The organism is Mesorhizobium sp. C432A, from assembly GCF_030323145.1.
GTDB lineage: Bacteria > Pseudomonadota > Alphaproteobacteria > Rhizobiales > Rhizobiaceae > Mesorhizobium.
This window is the reverse complement of the sequence record NZ_CP100470.1, coordinates 2,965,873-2,983,833: the sequence shown is the minus strand read 5'-3', so window position 1 is coordinate 2,983,833 and position 17,961 is coordinate 2,965,873. Positions and strand designations below refer to the sequence as shown.

The window sequence follows — 17,961 nt, the reverse complement described above, 5'->3', positions numbered from 1 at the left end:
ATACAGGCGAATCATTGATGTTAGGCACATTCTATAGCCAACGAGTTGAACGCAAATACGGCAATGCCGCTGTCCACCAGCATTCGTCGTTCAACCACGCTTTCAGTGGCGGCCGGGTCCCGACAGCCGCCCTCGCCTCCGCAACCAGATCCCGCTTCGTGCGTGGACCAAGCGGGCGACCGGGCCTTCTTCATTTCAGTTGGAACAACTCACCTGATCGAAAGTTAGGAGCTGGAACTAAGTAGTTCTCTCCATTCGCGATTAACAAATGTTAATCGTAACATAAATAGTGTCACAGAGGGAGTATGTCAATGGAAGCGGCCTTTGGCGGGGTAACCGGCAGTCAATATGTTCGTCGCGAAAATATACTGGTTTGCTTCTCCCACTTACGATGGAATTTTGTTCACCAGCGTCCGCAGCATCTCCTCACTCTCGCATCCGCTCAGCAGCGAGTGGTCTACTTTGAAGAACCCGTTTTCGAAGAATTGCCGCAGCCGCTGATGCGGACGAGCGTGGCATCGGAAAACATTCTGATTGTCACACCAGTGCTGCCGCTTGGCACGTCGGCCGCGAAAGCAGATGCCGTCCAGCGGAGATTTGTGCAGCAGACCATCGCTTCTATGCCGCATAGCCGGCTGATCGCCTGGTACTACACCCCAATGGCTCTTCGCTTTACGGAATTCCTCGACCCAGACATATGCGTCTATGACTGCATGGACGAACTCTCTGCGTTCAGGAATGCGCCCCCCGAGCTGGGCCAGATGGAAAAGGCGCTTCTGCGCCGCGCGGATCTGGTTTTCACCGGTGGTCTAAGCTTGTTCGAGACCAAGCGTCACCTCCATCCCGCCATCTTTCCATTTCCGAGCAGCATCGATGTGAGGCACTTTCACACCGCAAGACGGCCAGGAAGGGACCCAGCCGACCAGGCGGGCATTCCTTCCCCGAGGGTTGGATATTTCGGCGTCATCGACGAGCGGCTGGACGTCGATCTCGTGGCGCTAGCGGCAAAGACAATGCCGGACGTGCATTTCGTCATGCTCGGTCCGGTTGTCAAGATCGACCCTGCAAGCCTGCCGCAAGCCGAAAACCTGCATTGGCTTGGCCCGAAAGCCTACTGCGATCTGCCCGACTATTTGCGCCATTGGGACGCCGGATGGATGCCGTTTGCCCTCAACGAGGCGACGCGTTTCATCAGCCCGACCAAGACGCCGGAATTTCTCGCGGCGGGTCTGCCGGTGATCTCGACGGCAATCGTCGACGTGGTGCGCAGTTACGGTGCTGCCGGGCTGGTGGAAATCGCCGACTGTGACGATCTGGAAATCAAGCTGCGCTCCGTCCTTTCGCGACCGCGTCAGATGCTCCTGCAGCAAGTCGATGCCTATCTTGCGGACATGTCCTGGGAACGGACATGGAATGCCATGGCAGCTCACATTGAGCGCGCCTACCAACGCAAGAAGGTCGTGCCCCTTCGCAGGAGTGCATAGCCATGTTCGATTGGCTGATCGTCGGCGCGGGTTTCGCCGGCAGTGTGCTTGCCGAACGGATAGCGTCGCAGCGTCAGGAAAGCGTTTTGCTGATCGATCGCCGCAGCCATGTGGGAGGCAACGCCTACGACTGCTACAATGAAGCCGGCATCCTCATCCATCGCTACGGCCCGCACATCTTCCACACCAACAGCCAAACGATCGTGGACCACCTTTCGCAGTTCACGCAATGGCGGCCGTACGAGCACAGGGTGTTGGCGGCCGTGGACGGGCAACTGGTTCCCATCCCGATCAATCTCGACACCATCAACCGGCTTTACGGGCTAGACCTGACCTCGGCACAGCTGGAGGATTTCTTCGCGTCGCGACGCGAAACGGTGGAGGATGTCCGAACGGCTGAGGACGTCGTCGTCAGCACCGTGGGGCGCGAGCTCTATGAAAAATTCTTCCGCGGCTACACAAGAAAGCAATGGGGCGTCGATCCCAGTCAGCTGAGCAAATCCGTGACGGCACGAGTGCCGACCAGGACCAACCGTGACGACCGCTATTTCAGCGACAGCTTCCAGAAAATGCCGGCCGGCGGGTACACGCGGATGTTCGAGCGCATGCTCGACCATCCGAATATCAAGATCATGCTGCAGACCGATTTCCGTGAAATTCGTGAGAAGATACCGTTCAGGCGCATGGTTTATACCGGCCCGATCGATGAATATTTCGGCTGGCAGCTCGGGCACCTTCCGTACCGTTCGCTTCGTTTCGAGCACGTTACACTGGATTGCGAGCAATTTCAGCCGGTTGCCGTGGTCAATTATCCCCAGACGGAAGATTACACGCGCATTACCGAGTACAAACATCTGACCGGCCAGCAGAGTTCGCGGACCAGCCTGACCTACGAATACCCCACGGACATCGGGGACCCGTACTATCCCGTGCCCCGGCCCGAAAACGAAGTGCTCTACAAGCGCTACGAAGCGCTCGCGGCAAGCTGCCCAGACGTCTGGTTTGTCGGTCGGCTTGCAACTTACCGCTATTACAACATGGACCAGGTAGTCGGACAGGCTCTGGCCACTTTCGCGCGCATCCAAAAAAGCCTCCCGGCCTGGGCGCGCACGGACGAGCCGTTGTTGGCCGAGCCGAGAAGATAGTTTCTTTCAAGACGGAAGATCGGGCGGGTATCAGAAGGAGAAACTCGATGGATACAAACTTCAACTCGGAAAGCCGTGAGATATTTATCGTCGGCTTGCGCAACGCGCACGCCATGGAAAATCAAGCGCTGTCGATCATGAAGCCTCAGGTCGAGCGTATAGAGAACTATCCGGAGGTGGCCGATCGCTTGCGCCGGCACATTCAGGAAACCGAAGGCCAGATCACGAGACTCGAGTCCGTCCTGGAGGGCCTTGGCGAGGAGCACTCCACCCTCAAGGACACCGCCTTGTCGATGGTTGGCAGCGTGGCCGCCATTGGACATTCGATGGCCGGCGACGAGATCATCAAGAACAGCCTGGCGAATTTCGCATTCGAGAACTACGAGATTGCTGCCTACAAGTCGCTGCTGGTACTGGCCGACGCCGGGGGCTTCCAGGATGCTGAAAGGGCCCTCAAGCAGAACCTGAACGAAGAGGAAGCCATGGCCAACTGGCTCAAGGAAAATCTGAGCGACGTTACCATGCGGTATGCCAGGTTGCGCGAGGCCGGGGCGACTGCAAAAAGCTGATGCACCGCACCGGCGCGGGCGGCGTTTCGAAACAGACGCTCGCCCGCCCCTCCCTCGTTTGAGGCCTCTTCAAGGCGTCGTGTCCGCCACGAGAAGAGCTTGCTGACGGGCCAGTTCATCTGCTGTGGGTTTGCGCAGGTGTCGCCTGCCATCAGCCTGGATGACGGAAAACAAACCAACCTCGGCATGTCGCGAATTGTCCCAGCCCGGGTAGGCCGTTATCGGGTACAGGCAAATACCCTCGACCGGCGCTCCGAGACTGATTGCGGAACGCACCTCGTCGCAGACATAGTGGAGCCAAGCCGGCCCGCCGGATCCCTCGGAACCGGTCTCCGCAATGAACATCGGCTTGCCGTATCGATGAGCAACTTCTAGCAACATTTCCGACAGGGCGCGGTACTCGTGGTGTCCCATCGGAATCGTCGGCCCGTTTACGTACCATTGATTGTGCGGGTAAAAATTCAAGCCCACGACATCGACAACATCTTCGCTCCCGCCCAACTCAGGTTCGACGCGGCCCAGCAACATGTCGTAAGCTTCGAACTGCCCCTGTCGGGCGTTTTCGGCCCGGCGCCGTTCGCTGCGGGTCCGGTCGCGAGGGGCGATATGGATAAGCGGCTCGGCCCAGACAAATCTGCAGGCGGGGTCGATCTCCCGCATTGCACGAACACCCGCGATGGCGGCCTTGACGAGGTGCCGCTTGAACCATCCACGTTTGTTCGGCCCCACGCGCGGGAAATAGCCGACCTCGACAGCCCATGCGAAAAAGGAGATTTCGTTGATGGGACACAACAGAGGCGATGTTCCGGTGATCGAACGGTGTACCTTGACGGCTTCTGCCGCGAACGAGGCATAGGCGTCGATGAAATGCAGCGAGCCCTGATCGACATGGTCCGGAGATCCGTAGTGAAAGATGTCCCAGATTACCTGAACACCTGCCGATCGGGCTGCCTCGACCATTGGCGCCCAACTTGACCAGTCATAGGTTCCGGGAGCGGTTTCGATCAAATGCCAACGCAGGCCGTCGCGGATGGTGCGAAGGCCGAGTTCGGCGCAGCCGCGGTAGTCGCCCAGGGCATGCAAATTATGCGAGGTCGCACGAATAAGATCGAGGCGAACGCCGTCCTTGCGCCGGTGCGAGGAGCATTCAAAGCCTGCCATGAAAAAACTGGCGAAGCGCGAAGCTTCCGGAACCGAGGCCTCCGTCTGGCGTCCCACTTCGCTCATTTTTCGAAGTCTCCTTTGGGCAATCGGCTTCGAACTCGGCCGCCTTGTCCGGACCGGGAACCGCGTTGGCGAAATACCGAATTCAGTCGGGCGCGCCCCATGTTCGTTGCTCAGTCCAGCTCGTCCTTGCGTGGCCGGGTAGTGCCGAACCCATTGGTAGAGCCTTTGTTCCGGTGGTGAACTGTCGGGGCGCCGCGTGCAAATGAGGAACAAGGAGGCCCGTCCCAAGTTCGGGGCGATGTACAGCCGCCATCATCCACTCGAGCGGCTGCTCGGCAACAACAGAGGCATGGGATCACATGACCGTTCAGATTCGACTTTCCGAGATCGACCACGCCAGGCGCGAGGATCGTGGCGACGGCGCTTGGAGCATCGCACCGGACCTGGGTTACTTGCGGCTAGCAATCGTCAATGTCGTGTTCTTCGGCGCACCGGGCAGCGGAGATCGGAACTGGGTGCTGATCGATACCGGGTTGCCGACGTCTCGCAGCAGCATTCTAGCGGTCGCGGAAAAGCGGTTCGGCGTCAACGCACGGCCGGCTGCAATCATCCTGACCCATGGCCATTTCGACCATGTGGGAACGGTTCTAGAACTCGCAAATGGCTGGGACGTGCCTGTCTTCGCCCATCCACTCGAGCACCCCTATTTGGACGGAACCACATCCTATCCGCCACCGGATCCCTGGGTTGGGGGTGGACTGATGGCGCTGCTTTCACCGCTTTTTCCACGCGGGCCAATCGATCTTGGCAGCCGTTTGCAACCCTTGCCCGCCGATGGATCGATCCCCGGAATGCCCGGATGGCAATGGCTGCACACACCCGGACATGCCCCTGGGCATATCTCGCTCTGGCGCGAGCAAGACCGCTCGCTCATCGTAGGAGACGCTTTCATCACCACCGGTCAGGAGTCGGTCTATGAAGTCGCCATTCAGGATCTCGAGATGCACGGTCCGCCGCGCTATTTCACGCCAGACTGGGATGCAGCGGAAAGGTCCGTGAAGCATCTGGCTGCCTTGGGCCCCCAGATGGTCATCAGTGGGCACGGCGCGGCTGCTGCGGGAGTGGGCATGCGTCAGGCTCTCGACAACCTGGCTGAGCGGTTCAGGGTATTCGCCGTCCCGCCGAAATTGAAATTCGTGCGCGAGCCAGCGTCGCCGATAGCTAGGCCAATCGAGCCGCCATCGTTCTGAAATTATGGTCGGATTGGTCCAACGCGGGACATCGGACAGAGTAACTCGTCCAGCGGAACAAACCCAGCCGGCGACAGTTGGGGCACTCGCTTAGGGGCGACACCCTGCGAAGTGCCGCGAGGTTCCGCGCCATGGGGAGGCTCAGATGGAAACCCGATGAACGCATGCCCCTAGCACGCGTTCCCGCAAAGAGAGATTGCAGAACCGGTGTTGTTGCCATCCAGCCCTAAGTTGACACGCCAACTGCTCTGTATCCTCGGAGGCGCATTCTTCCCCGGTTGCGCGGGGGGAGTGCTCGATCCCCAAGGACCAATTGGCGTCGGCAACCGCACGATCCTTTTGAACTCGCTGGCGGTGATGCTGGTGATCGTTGTTCCCACGCTTGTTGCGCTTCTGGCATTCGCCTGGAAGTTCCGCGCCTCGAACAGCAACGCCCGCTATAACCCGGAGTTCACCTATTCGGGACGCGTGGAGTTGATCGTCTGGTCGATCCCGACGCTCACCATCCTGTTCATTGGCGGTCTGATCTACTACGGATCGTATCAGCTCGATCCGCGCAAACCGATCCCTTCTAGCCAGCCGCCGCTCGACATTCAGGTGGTGGCGCTCGACTGGAAATGGCTGTTCCTCTATCCCGAGCAGGGCGTGGGCGCTGTCAATCAACTGGTTATCCCCGCCGGTGTTCCAGTGCGTTTCAAGTTGACCTCGGCCAGCGTGATGAACACGTTCTTCGTGCCCCAGCTTGGCAGCATGGTCTACGTCATGAACGGCATGCAGACCGAATTGCATCTGCAGGCCGACCGCGAGGGCAGCTTTTTCGGCCAGTCGGCGCACTTCAGCGGCGACGGCTTCTCGGATATGAATTTCAGTGTGAGCGCGGTTTCAGCCGATGCCTTCACCCGCTGGGCGTCATCGCTGCGTGGCGGGGGCGGCGTGCTCAACGCCAACGCCTATCGCGAACTCGCCCGGCAAAGCACAAATGTGGCGCCGGCTTCCTTCGGTCATGTCCAGCCTGGGCTGTTCGAAGCGGTCGTTCAGCAGACGCTCCCACCGGGTCCGGGGCCTGCTGAGAGCGCAGCCAGCGGCGAGCCACAGGTGAGCCCAAGGGCATTACCCGCGGCGGCGGCAACGATGACCCATCATCCACAAGGCGCAGAATGACGATGCTGGGCAAGCTCGACTGGTCGGCCGTTCCTTTCGATCAACCCATCCCCCTCGGCGCAGCCCTTGGCGTCTTTCTGGCAGCAGCCGCCGTGCTTGGCTGGATAACGGTGAAGGGGTACTGGCCATATCTGTGGAGCGAGTGGATAAGCTCGGTCGACCACAAGCGCATCGGCGTGATGTACATTGTGCTGGCGATGCTCATGCTTCTTCGTGGTTTTATCGATGCTATCATGATGCGCACACAACAGGTGCTGGCGATTCACGGGCCGGGCTACCTCCCGCCGGAGCATTACGACCAGATCTTTTCCGCGCACGGCACGATCATGATCTTCTTCGCCGCGATGCCGTTCATGATCGGCCTGATGAATTTCGTCGTGCCGCTGCAGCTTGGCGTACGCGATGTCGCTTTTCCGACGCTCAATTCCGTCAGCTTCTGGCTGACGGCTTCCGGAGCCCTGCTGGTCAACATCTCGCTTGTGATCGGCGAGTTCGCGCGCACCGGCTGGCTGCCCTATGCCCCTTTGTCGGAAACCACCTACTCGCCGGGCGTCGGTGTCGATTATTATCTGTGGGCGATCCAGATCTCCGGCGTCGGCACGCTGCTCACCGGTGTCAACCTGGTGACGACCATCCTCAAGATGCGGGCGCCGGGAATGGGCTATCTGCGAATGCCGATGTTCTGCTGGACCTCGCTCGCGTCCAACCTGCTCATTGTCGCAGCCTTCCCGATCCTTACCGCCACGCTCGCAATGCTGACGCTGGACCGGTACCTCGGCTTCCACTTCTTCACCAACGAAGCCGGTGGAAATCAGATGATGTTCGTCGACCTGATCTGGGCGTGGGGCCATCCCGAAGTATACATCCTGGTGCTTCCCGCCTTCGGAATCTTTTCCGAGATTTTCTCGACTTTTTCATCGAAGCCGCTGTTCGGATACCGTTCGATGGTCGCGGCCACGATGTTCATCTGCATCGTCTCGTTCATGGTCTGGCTGCATCACTTCTTCACCATGGGTGCCGGAGCGGACGTTAATGCCGCCTTCGGCATCGCCACGTCGGTCATTGCCGTGGGAACCGGTGTGAAAATCTACAACTGGCTCTTCACCATGTATGGCGGGCGCGTTCGTTTCGACACGCCGATGCTTTGGGCACTGGCTTTCGTGACCACCTTCACCGTCGGCGGCATGACTGGCGTCCTGCTTGCCGTCCCGCCGGCCGACTTCGTGCTACACAATTCCCTTTTCCTCGTCGCGCATTTCCATAACGTCATCATCTCGGGCGTGTTGTTTGGAGCATTCGCCGGCTTCACCTACTGGTTCCCCAAGGCGTTCGGCTTCCGTTTGCACGAAGGCTGGGGAAAGGCGGCATTTTGGGTCACCTTGGCCGGCTACATGCTGGTCTTCGTACCGCTCTATATCGTCGGTCTGCTCGGCATGACGCGGCGCCTGCAACATATCGATATGGACCTTTGGGCACCGTGGCTGGTGGTGGCCGCTTTCGGCGTGGTGGTGATGATCGCCGGCGCGGCGCTGCAGATCACACAGCTTTTCGTTTCGATCCGGCATCGCGACAAGTTTCGCGACGAAACCGGCGACCCGTGGGACGGGCGTTCGCTGGAGTGGTCGACATCTTCCCCTCCTCCTGTCTTCAATTATGCACGGCTGCCTCACGTGGAAGACGAAGAGCCCTACTGGAGCATCAAGCAACGAGGGATCGAACAGAGCTCGGACGAGGAAAAGGCATATGAGCCGATCGAGATGCCTCGCAACAGCCCGACTGGCTTCGTCACCGCCTTCTTCAGCACACTGATCGGCTTCGCGCTGATCTGGCATATATGGTGGCTGGCGATCGTCGGCTTCATCGGCGCCTACGCAACCTTCGTCGTATTCGCCTGGCGCGATCATGGAGACTACGAGATCCCTGTCGACGAGGTCGCCCGCATCGACCATGACCACAAGGCAGCCCAGTTTGCCTGGCTGCGCGGGTGGGAGCGCCCGGCATGAGCGATCACGCATTCTCCGGCGACATCAGCGCCGGCACCCAGGCACGGGACCCGTATCGGCTTAATCACACCGGTCGGCATGCGGTGCGCTCTGCGACGGGCCACGGAGAAGGCGGCCCGGCCTCAAAGTTCGTCACGGTGACCTACGGCTTCTGGATCTTTCTCCTGTCCGACATCATCATGTTCTCGGCATTTTTCGCCGCCTACGCCGTGCTCGCCAAGGCAACCGCCGGCGGACCGACAGGCAAGGATCTGTTCGAACCGACACGGGTTGCGGTCCAGACGGGCCTTCTGCTCACTTCGAGCTTCACCGGCGGCGTGGCAACACTCGCCACCCGTCGCAGATCAATGGCTGCCACGCAGTTCTGGCTTCTCGTCACGGGGTTGCTCGGGGCAGCGTTCCTGTTCCTGGAACTACAGGAGTTCGCGGCAATGATCGGCGAGCAGGCAGGCCCCTCGCGCAGCGCATTTCTTTCTGCCTTCTTTGCGCTCGTTGGCTGCCACGGTGCCCACGTCGGTCTCGGCCTGCTCTGGCTGGGAACGATGATGGCGCAGCTGTGGGTCAAGGGCTTTCGGCCCGACATCTTGCGGCGGCTCCACTGCTTCGGGCTCTTCTGGCACGCCCTCGACATCATCTGGGTTGCCATCTTCACCCTGGTCTATCTGCTGGGAGCATCGTCATGACCGAGTTCGAGAGCAAGACCGGCGAGTTGCAGGACCGCCGCGATTCAGCGCCGGGCGAGGAACACATAAGCGAGCACGAAACGGCTGGGGGCCTCTCGGGCTATGTGCTCGGCTTCGGGCTGGCCATCCTGCTCACGATCGCGTCATTCCTGGCGGCGCGAACCGATCTGATTTACCAGCCCGCGGTCATCTCGGCCCTGGTGGTGCTCGCTGTTGCGCAGATGGGCGTGCATCTTGTCTTCTTTCTGCACCTGACCACCGGGCCGGACAACACCAACAACATCCTGGCGCTGGCCTTCGGCGTGCTGATCGTCGCGCTGGTGGTTCTGGGCTCTATCTGGATCATGGCCCATCTGAATGAAAACATGGCTGCCATGACACCCCATCAAGCCGGAACCATGCCTTGAACGCTACCCGCGAACGCACGGCCGCCCGCAGCGCCATTCGCACCGATGGCCCCAGGAGACAAAAGGCTCGTCAGATCTCGTGCTTTGGCTGGGCTGCGCGTAGGGCATCAAGCGCTAAGCGAACCGCATCGATGCATGAGACGCTGGGCTGGATCGGCCTGAAAATCAGGCGGCCGTTCCGGTAGTCCAGGCCCAACGCCTTGCTGTTCCGCCATTGGGACGCGGACGGCTTGTTCCGAGGGGTGATCGCGATGGCCTCGGGACCCACATCGACTTTGCCGACGCCCAATTCCGACGCTGCTATTCGCAACCTGGTAAATTCCAGCAAAAGGGCTACTTCGCCAGGCATGTCTCCAAAGCGGTCCTCGAGCTCTTCGCTGAATGTATCGAGGTCCGGCTCCGAACGGATGCGGGAGAGCCGCGCATAGAGGCCAACGCGCACCGTAGGCTCGTCGACATAGCTCTCGGGAAAAGCCCCCTTTCCCGAGCCATTGATCTCGGCAAGTTGCTTGCCGAAGTCGGCCCCTCCGCCAGCCGCCGAGACCGCCCGCTCCAGCAAGTGCTCGTACAAGCCCACTCCGATCAGCTTCATATGCCCGGCCTGGTCTTCGCCGAAAAGATCTCCGGCGCCACGCAGGTCGAGGTCTCTTTGACTGATTGCCAGGCCGGAGCCGAGCCGATCGAGCGCAAGCATCGTCGAAAGCCGGGCCTTGGTGCCTTCGGCCAGTTCAACGCCAGGTTGGGTCAGAAGAAACGCTACGGCCTGCACCGCCCCCCTTCCGACCCGGCCCCGCAACTGGTGCAACTGCGCCAGACCGAACCGGTCGGGGCGCCAAACGATGATGGTGTTGGCCCGCGGCACATCGAGGCCGCTCTCGATGATGTCGGTGCTCAACAAAATGTCGCCATCACCGTCGGCGAATCCGACCATGACTTCGTCCAGCTGTCTCCCCTTCATTTCACCATGCGCCGTCTTGACCCCGAGTTCCGGCACCAGTCTGTTCAGTTGGTCACAGGCCTGGGCAATATCCTCGATCCGCGGGACCACGAAAAAGCTCTGTCCACCCCGGTGAAATTCACGCAGAAGGGCCGCGCGCACCGATGCTGGATCGAACGCTGCCAAGATCGTGCGAACGGGACGTCTTTTGGCGGGCGGAGAGTTTAGAACGCTGACGTCCTGGATGCCTGACAACGCCGATTGCAACGTCCGGGGTATCGGTGTGGCGGTCATGCTCAGCGTATGGAGGCGAGGCGCCATGGTCCGCAGCGCGCGCTTCAACTTGACCCCGAACCGGTGCTCCTCGTCGATCACCAGCAGTCCAAGATTGGCGAAGGTGACGCTCCTGGACGTCAGGGCCTGAGTACCCACAACGACCGCAACCTGGCCGCTCCGCAGACCCTCTTTTGCCGCTCTCGCCTCCGCTGCCCCGACCATCCTAGAAAGGTGGGCGACCTGCAGGCTGGTTCCTGCGAAGCGGCGGCTGAACGTCTCATAGTGCTGTCGTGCCAACACCGTTGTCGGTGCTATGATAGCAACCTGTTTCCCGCAGAGAGCGGCGGCGGCGCAAGCACGCAGGGCGACCTCTGTCTTGCCGAAGCCGACATCGCCGCAGACGAGCCGGTTCATTGTTCTTCCCGACGAAAGATCATCGAGCACAGCGCGGATGGCGGCCGCTTGGTCGGGCGTCTCCGTATAGGGAAATCTCGCCGCAAAACGGGCCAAGTCCGTGCGGGAGGGCTTTATGATCTCGGCAGGCTGACTGGACCTGATTTTGGCAAGACTCAAGAGGCGTTTGGCCAGCCTGTCGATCTCGCGCAACGCAGCTTCGCGTCGCTTCGGCCAGCCCTCGCCGTTGAGGCGATCAAGGGACACTGCCTCCGGTTCCGAGCCGTAGCGCCATATTCGTCCAAAGTCGTCGACCGGAACCAGCAAGGAAGCCCCGCCATGATATTCCAGTCTGACGACATCCTGTTGCTGGCCAGCCAACTCGACCTGTTCGACCGCGGCGAGCACGCCCAGGCCATGGTCTTCATGGACGACGACATCGCCAATGCGCAACTCGGGTTCGAGTATGCCCGTGGTCGCGCTCCCGTTCGCCTTCAACGCGGGACCAAACAGGTCGGATGCGGCCACCACGGCGATATTGGATTGCGCGTCGACAAACCCTTCGTCGAGGACGAATTCAGCCTTGAGAAGAGAGCCCCTTGCGGCCGAAAGGATTTGCGGCAAGTCGGCCGCTTCCTCTGCCCGCCGGCCTAGTCTCCTATCGAGCAGGCGATCTGCTCGCTGCAATTCAGAGGCATCGCCGGTGAACACTACTCTGACTCCGGCGCTCGTCTGCCTTGTGACGAATTCCGCGAAATCATGCCCGGGTCGGGCCTGGCGGAAGAATTTGGGAACTCCCACGGCAGAAACGGCAAGTCTCACGCAGCAGCGGTTAAGCAGAGCAGCGTCCCACTCTTCACGGGATAGGTAAAATCGTCCCGGCAAAGGTTTTTTCGTTCCGGCTGCCTCCTGCCTGGCACGACGTGCATCCTCGACCAGATCCAGAATTCTGCCGAGCGGCTGCCCGTCGGTCCCTTCAAGGAAGGAGATCGAAGCGCTGGATGCCGCATCGAAGACGGATGGCATAGCGCCATACGATGCGACCAGGCGCTCCTCCATCGACGTCGCGCGCATCGCTGTCAACTCAGGATGCTCACCAGCTTTAAAGATCAGCTCGGATGCCGGTCCGACCGTAATCGAGTCTCGAACCTGATTGCTGAGCTGACTGAGCGGGTCGTAGGTCTTGAGCTGGCGGATGCAGGCATCGGGACCAACGATGATGCGAACGGGGCCGTCCGCGCCAGCAGGAAAAATATCGATGGGATCGCCCCGAAAGGCTATCTCACCCGGTTCGTCGACCCTCTCGTCGACGACATAGCCAATGGCTTCGGACCTGGTTCTGAAATCGTCACGGTCGAGCTTTTGTCCCACCTCCAGAATTGTGAAACCGCCAGCGATGACCGGAGCAGGCGGCACCCGCTGCAGAATGGCTTCGAGCGACATCACAGCGATGCGCGGGCGATCCGGCTTCGTTGCGATCTCACGCAACGCGCGAAGCCTTCGCCCCATATTGGCGCGTGTGGGCCATACCCTGTCGTAGGGCAGACAATCCCAGGACGGCAGCAAGATGATATCCGCGTCAGGCAGGAACTGACGCAAGGCGCCGGCGATCTCCTCGGCACTGCGTTCCGAGGGAGCTATATGGATGATGTGTTTGTCCCGACTGGTCTCCAGGCCACGGGCCAGCGCTACCGCGATTGCTGAGGATGGCGGTCCGCCGTGCCCTATCGCAAACCCGCTGTCATCCGTGTGATCGATTTGTTCGACATCCGTCCGCGAAATATGCCTGTTCACTGAAATCTCACCTTGCCACTGAGACAACGTCAGCGGAGCCACCCCGTTCCTGGTGGCGCATCAAAGAGTTCCAGGACTGGCTGCGGGTGCAGCCCTTGAAATTGGGGGGAGCGACTGGGTCAAAGCTGCGCCGTGATCGGCGAACTCCTGGGGCTGGCTGCCCAGCGGGACAATTTCTAACCGAGCCTATGTCATAGGTTAATGCATTGCTGCCTGGCTCACCTATGGCTGTCCTAAAAAACTGGTGCTTGGATCATTCCGGGATCTTCAACCACCCTCGACGCTGGCAAAACGCTCCAGGCATGGGACCATGCCGCACGGCGGCGCTTTCTGCCGCCGCGCATATGTCCCCATGCCAGTCGGAACTTTTGGCGCGGATAATAGTTCGATCACCAACATCAGCCAGGTAGTCAATTTGTTCCCCACCTCATCCTCGGATGTACTCATTCGCAAGCTTCAGACCATCTCGGATCTTCGAGAGGCCGACATCGGCGTTCTGAAAGGCATTCCGATCCAGGAGAAGGAATATTCGGCCAACCACGATCTGGTGCGTGAGGGCGACCGTCCTGTTTACTCGTTTGTCGTTCTTGATGGCTTGGTCGGTTCCACCAAACATACGGGCGAAGGAAAGCGACAAATCACATCATTCTTCGTCGCCGGCGACATTCCTGATCTGCATGGGCTGCATCTGTCGGTCATGGATTGTAACTTCTCGACCCTTACGCCGGCGCGAATAGGTTTCATGCGGCATGACACCCTGCGTGCCGTTTGCGACCAGCACCCTCGCATCGCCACCGCTTTTTGGCGGTCGACGTTGATAGATGCCGCGATTTACAGGGAGTGGGTCATCAATGTGGGAAGACGCGAGGCATACACCCGCATGGCTCACATCCTGTGCGAACTGATTTTTCGCTTGCGCTCTATGGGGCGCATTGAGGATCACGTGGCGGATATTCCCATTACACAGGCGGCCCTTGGCGATGCACTGGGTTTGTCCACGGTCCACGTCAACCGGATGCTCCAGGAACTACGACGCAGAGGTCTCATTGCCACCTCGGGATCAAAAGTTCACGCACTGGACTGGGCTGGCCTCACTCACGCAGGAGATTTCGACACGACCTACCTGCACCAAAGGAACCCCGCAGATTAGCAGTGACGGAAGCTCTCCGATGGCACGATTTTTCTTCGACAGCGGCGATGGCGATCTCATCTTCGAGGACGAAATAGGTGTCGAATGCGCTGGCCTCGAGGAGGTCCGCCGCGCGGGATTCGAGGGCCTTGTCGACCTCACGAGAGAGTCACTGAAGAGCGTCGACGGGCAGCAATTGTTTATCGAAGTGCGCGATGAAAATGGCGCCAAGATTTTGCGGCTAAGCCTCTCGCTTCGGGTAAAATCGAACGTATAAATTTGCACCCTACGCGCAGCGTTAGGCGAGCGGACTGGGACTGCAAACATCCACTGGCATGTCGTGTCTCAAAACCAGGGCCACTTTTGAGCGACATGCATTAACCCATAGATTGTGCCTCGATTTGTGTACAGGACGGGGAACCATCAAAGAGCCGCCGAGTTCGTCCAACGGACAAGCTCGGAATCTAACATGGAAGAAATCGGCAAGGCACAACAAAAGGTCATAGCCCGCCTCATACGGGAGTGGATTTCATCGGACGCCAATCGTCGCCAGCTTCGCCAGTTGCTGGATCTGCCGACAGATACGGACATGCCCAGCGAGCATCGGTCATTGCTTGACGAACTCGACCGAAAGCTCAACCAATGAGCGCCCCTGCTTTCGGGAGGGCTTCCGAGTGGATGCGAGCCGGTGGCGAGGGAAAGGAGCTGAGGTCGACATCTGGTTGAGGCCGCCGACATTTGACCGAAGCAGACGCGAACGCTTTACGCGGGGACGGCGCCGATTGGCCGAAGAAAGAATGTTCGGTGGTTTCGTGGAGCCGCGGTCGGATTCCTAGAGGTGAGTTTCTGCACCTTGCTGCGCGTTTAAAAGTTGAGAAACGGCAGTTATGATCTGCGGCAGAAAAAAGGGCTTGGTGATCATTATGCTGTTGGGCACGCCTTCCGCTCCCCAGTGTACCGCGCTGTCGCCACTGATATAGACAACCGGGATGGTCGAGTTGGACCTTCGCAAGTGCCGAGCGACCTCCCACCCCGACTGTCCTGCTCCCAGACGGATGTCCGTGAGCACGGCCTTGAACTTGGTCGGATCGGGGTCGAAAGCCGCCAGCGCGTCGGCGGCACTCCGAGTGCCGACGACCTGGAAGCCGGCCTCCTCCAAAGCTGACTCGAGGTCGAGCAGGATCATTGTCTCATCTTCGACGATCAGAACAGCACCTTCGCTCATCCGGAATCTCCCCAAGCCGCCACCGCTAATACGAGTTCGGCGTCAACTTGGTTCCATCTGACGCGCAGCAGCCTGTTGGTTATCGAAGCTCTACGCTGCCTCGATTGCGCGGCGGACTTGTGACGTCGGGAAGCCACCCTGGAAAAGGCCGACACCGGCTTAGCTGCTTCGACAGCCTTGGACAATGAGGCTGAATTACAGGTTGTAGCCGACGCTTAACCGTTGCCGACGAGGTCGCTTTGATCAAGCGTTCTCCTGATCTCCAGAAGCTTGCTGGATCTGCGTCATCACCTTTTGGGGATCCACATTCTCGGCGAGTTCCGGCAGCTCTTTGTCGGCCGGGGTCGAGATATTCAGACGCGCCGTCAAGGCAGCCACCATCTCGATCAGCCGCGTGGTTTCATGTTCGTTCAGAAGGCTGATCTGCAAATCCAGTTCGGCTCGGCGCTCGCTGTGGGCGGCCATTCTGTTCTGATTGATCAGCACGAAAGTAGACAGGAAGATTGCCTCAACCGAGGCGACCATGGCCAGGATCACGAAAGTCGGGTCCCAGGCTGGGACGGCTGGTATCGCGCCAAGGTTCGCGAGGACCCAGACGACAAGAATTGCAAGGTGCAGATAGACGAAAGTCATGCTTCCCGCGAAGCGCGAAACAGCGCCGGCGACCCACGCTTGAACGCCTTGGTGCTCCTCTTGCTGCCGCCTGTGCTCGACCAGGGCCTGTATGTTCTGGTGGAGCACCGACTGCATGTCGGCTGGACCTTGGTCGCTCATTTGAAAGCCCCGTTTGGAGATCATTCCGTGCAAGCGGCCTCGCTTATCGCCGGTGGCTCCCGCGAGGCCGAATCTGCCTTGAACTCGTCGGCACGCGACTTGGGTCGCTGCCGGCGGCCCGCTTGGAACAAGGCGTGCCGGCCTGCAATAGTGTGCACCATGCCAACCACCGCTTGCGGGGCGCTCTGATGAACCATGTGGCCGGCCCCCGGAACCACGTCAAGGAGAGACCCACCGACTTCCGCGTGCAAGCGTCGTGCATCGCGTTGCGCGTCGAACAACCGGTCCCCGGATCCCGCCATGATGCCGGTGGGCACGGCAATGTCCCTATAGTTGGCTTTTCCCAACAGGGACGCGGCCAGCATCGATGCTGTCTCCAGAGAAACCGCCCGCAGTTGGGAAGGGCGGCTGGCGACATCTTTGGCAAGTGCGGCGAACTCGCCGGCGACGACGGCGGGTTTAAAGATCTTCTCCATTGCCCAATGCCAAGCAAGCCTTACAAGCGGCGGCAGCAAGGTGTGACGAAACGCGGTGCCGATCACAGGCAGTGCAGGGAGTGCGGCCAGTGCAAGATCCAGCCGCGGCGGCGGATAGTAATAGCCCGAGACCAGCACGATGCCGGCGACCGATTGAGAATGCCTGCGCGCCAATTCGAGGGCGATCCAAGCTCCCCAGGAATGTCCAAGCACGAGGTATTTCTCTATACCCAGCCCGCAGGCGGCGGCATGTATAAGGTCGGCTTGGTCGCGAGCGGACCAACGCCGGCCGCGCGGCCGTGAGCTTCGCCCAAAACCGGGACGATCAAATGCAAGCACCCGGTAGGTCTTTGCCGCCTCATCGAAGATGCCGCTCGACTTGAAATCCTCCGCCATGGATCCATTGCCATGCAGGAGAAGCAGCGGCATGCCGGTTCCGGCTTCGATAAAATGCAGGCGCACACCATAGATCTCCATCACACGTCCGCATGCCCGGCCGGCAATCGCACGTTTGGCGCGGATGGCGTTGTATGCCGCCAGCGCCGCCAACGAGGCCGCGAGCAACCCGGTCGCGAGTTTCGGTCCATCTCTGTCGAACGCCATGCCCGTGCCTGTTGGAAACTATCTGCCGACCCCAACTCTCGGGGCGAAAGCTTGTTCCGCCAGACAAGACAACGCTGTACAACCGGCTCAAGCGGCTAAAGTAGGCCTTCTCCATGGAGTTGGGACCGTTAAGCCTGGGCAGCGCTGCTGCCTCCCATTTTCCAATCACCCTGCCAACGTGCGCGCACGGCAATGATCAGCATGGCCGCTTCCGTCATCCCGGTCTGGAAAAGTCTGACCAGCTCTCTCGCGATGGATTCTGCCGCGGTAGTGTCCGACGAAATCTCAAATTCCTCACACAGCGCGTCGAAAACCGACCGAAGCGTTTTCAGGTCGTCTGGATAGAGAGCGTCCGTATTCGTAAGAATGGGTCGGTCAAGCATCAAAACGTCTCCAAACGAGTGAAGTGCGGTTCGGGCACCCAGCCAGCGGGAGCTCGTCAAGTGCCCGCTGGTTTCCCCTTTATCCGCCACAGCGCGCCAAGC

General features: G+C 59.9%; 17 protein-coding genes. 11 read left to right on the top strand and 6 right to left on the bottom strand.

Features of this window, described 5'->3' with window-relative positions; all coding sequences use genetic code 11:
* The first annotated feature begins 311 nt into the window (after window positions 1-311).
* Genes NLY33_RS14440 through NLY33_RS14430 form a run of 3 tightly spaced genes read left to right on the top strand, consistent with a single transcriptional unit; the run spans window position 312 to window position 3,198 of the window.
* Complete coding sequence (locus NLY33_RS14440) at window positions 312-1,484, top strand: glycosyltransferase family protein (protein ID WP_023704621.1); 1,173 nt, start codon at window positions 312-314, stop codon at window positions 1,482-1,484.
* A 2-nt stretch (window positions 1,485-1,486) separates the two neighbouring features.
* Window positions 1,487-2,629 (top strand): UDP-galactopyranose mutase, encoded by a 1,143-nt coding sequence (gene glf / locus NLY33_RS14435; protein ID WP_023696341.1) that lies wholly within the window; start codon window positions 1,487-1,489, stop codon window positions 2,627-2,629.
* A gap of 47 nt (window positions 2,630-2,676) precedes the next feature.
* On the top strand, window positions 2,677-3,198 hold the full coding sequence (locus NLY33_RS14430; protein WP_023704620.1) for a ferritin-like domain-containing protein: 522 nt from the start codon (window positions 2,677-2,679) through the stop codon (window positions 3,196-3,198).
* A gap of 69 nt (window positions 3,199-3,267) precedes the next feature.
* Here NLY33_RS14430 and NLY33_RS14425 read toward each other — a convergent pair whose 3' ends face one another.
* The gene (locus NLY33_RS14425) at window positions 3,268-4,425 is read right to left on the bottom strand and encodes a hypothetical protein (RefSeq protein WP_023704619.1); all 1,158 of its coding nucleotides are present in this window, start codon (window positions 4,423-4,425) and stop codon (window positions 3,268-3,270) included.
* A gap of 299 nt (window positions 4,426-4,724) precedes the next feature.
* Between NLY33_RS14425 and NLY33_RS14420 the strand changes: the two genes are divergently transcribed.
* The 5 genes from NLY33_RS14420 to cyoD all read left to right on the top strand — a co-directional run bounded on the left by NLY33_RS14420 (window position 4,725) and on the right by cyoD (window position 9,869).
* Window positions 4,725-5,615: an MBL fold metallo-hydrolase gene (locus tag NLY33_RS14420; RefSeq protein ID WP_023668030.1), complete on the top strand. Its 891-nt coding sequence runs from the start codon at window positions 4,725-4,727 to the stop codon at window positions 5,613-5,615.
* A 231-nt stretch (window positions 5,616-5,846) separates the two neighbouring features.
* Window positions 5,847-6,776 carry a ubiquinol oxidase subunit II gene (gene cyoA, locus NLY33_RS14415; protein WP_245260970.1) on the top strand — a complete coding sequence of 310 codons (930 nt, stop codon included), beginning with the start codon at window positions 5,847-5,849 and terminating at the stop codon, window positions 6,774-6,776.
* Window positions 6,777-6,778: 2 nt separating this feature from the next.
* Complete coding sequence (gene cyoB / locus NLY33_RS14410; RefSeq protein ID WP_023704618.1) at window positions 6,779-8,779, top strand: cytochrome o ubiquinol oxidase subunit I; 2,001 nt, start codon at window positions 6,779-6,781, stop codon at window positions 8,777-8,779.
* On the top strand, window positions 8,776-9,462 hold the full coding sequence (locus NLY33_RS14405) for a cytochrome (ubi)quinol oxidase subunit III (protein WP_023681134.1): 687 nt from the start codon (window positions 8,776-8,778) through the stop codon (window positions 9,460-9,462). Before cyoB ends, NLY33_RS14405 begins: the two co-directional genes overlap by 4 nt.
* A complete protein-coding gene (cyoD, locus tag NLY33_RS14400) occupies window positions 9,459-9,869 on the top strand; it encodes a cytochrome o ubiquinol oxidase subunit IV (protein WP_023668026.1) in 411 nt (136 codons plus the stop codon). The genes NLY33_RS14405 and cyoD overlap by 4 nt, the downstream gene beginning before the upstream one ends.
* 70 nt (window positions 9,870-9,939) lie before the next feature.
* On the opposite strand, the gene NLY33_RS14395 is transcribed toward cyoD, so the two are convergent.
* Complete coding sequence (locus tag NLY33_RS14395; RefSeq protein ID WP_050590861.1) at window positions 9,940-13,311, bottom strand: DEAD/DEAH box helicase; 3,372 nt, start codon at window positions 13,309-13,311, stop codon at window positions 9,940-9,942.
* A 268-nt stretch (window positions 13,312-13,579) separates the two neighbouring features.
* Between NLY33_RS14395 and NLY33_RS14390 the strand changes: the two genes are divergently transcribed.
* The 3 genes from NLY33_RS14390 to NLY33_RS14380 all read left to right on the top strand — a co-directional run bounded on the left by NLY33_RS14390 (window position 13,580) and on the right by NLY33_RS14380 (window position 15,044).
* On the top strand, window positions 13,580-14,419 hold the full coding sequence (locus NLY33_RS14390) for a Crp/Fnr family transcriptional regulator (protein ID WP_245260969.1): 840 nt from the start codon (window positions 13,580-13,582) through the stop codon (window positions 14,417-14,419).
* Window positions 14,420-14,438: 19 nt separating this feature from the next.
* Complete coding sequence (locus NLY33_RS14385; protein WP_023668023.1) at window positions 14,439-14,675, top strand: DUF6894 family protein; 237 nt, start codon at window positions 14,439-14,441, stop codon at window positions 14,673-14,675.
* A 192-nt stretch (window positions 14,676-14,867) separates the two neighbouring features.
* A complete protein-coding gene (locus NLY33_RS14380; RefSeq protein WP_023700016.1) occupies window positions 14,868-15,044 on the top strand; it encodes a hypothetical protein in 177 nt (58 codons plus the stop codon).
* 186 nt (window positions 15,045-15,230) lie between these two features.
* On the opposite strand, the gene NLY33_RS14375 is transcribed toward NLY33_RS14380, so the two are convergent.
* From NLY33_RS14375 to NLY33_RS14360, 4 genes are all read right to left on the bottom strand, one after another.
* Entirely contained in the window at window positions 15,231-15,623 is a 393-nt protein-coding gene (locus tag NLY33_RS14375) for a response regulator (RefSeq protein ID WP_023700015.1), read from the bottom strand.
* A 243-nt stretch (window positions 15,624-15,866) separates the two neighbouring features.
* Window positions 15,867-16,397, bottom strand: a complete 531-nt coding sequence (locus tag NLY33_RS14370; RefSeq protein ID WP_032995687.1) for a DUF1003 domain-containing protein — start codon at window positions 16,395-16,397, stop codon at window positions 15,867-15,869.
* A 20-nt stretch (window positions 16,398-16,417) separates the two neighbouring features.
* Window positions 16,418-17,476 (bottom strand): alpha/beta fold hydrolase, encoded by a 1,059-nt coding sequence (locus NLY33_RS14365; protein WP_023704614.1) that lies wholly within the window; start codon window positions 17,474-17,476, stop codon window positions 16,418-16,420.
* Window positions 17,477-17,604: 128 nt separating this feature from the next.
* Window positions 17,605-17,859, bottom strand: a complete 255-nt coding sequence (locus tag NLY33_RS14360; RefSeq protein ID WP_023681126.1) for a hypothetical protein — start codon at window positions 17,857-17,859, stop codon at window positions 17,605-17,607.
* Between the last annotated feature and the right edge of the window lie 102 nt (window positions 17,860-17,961).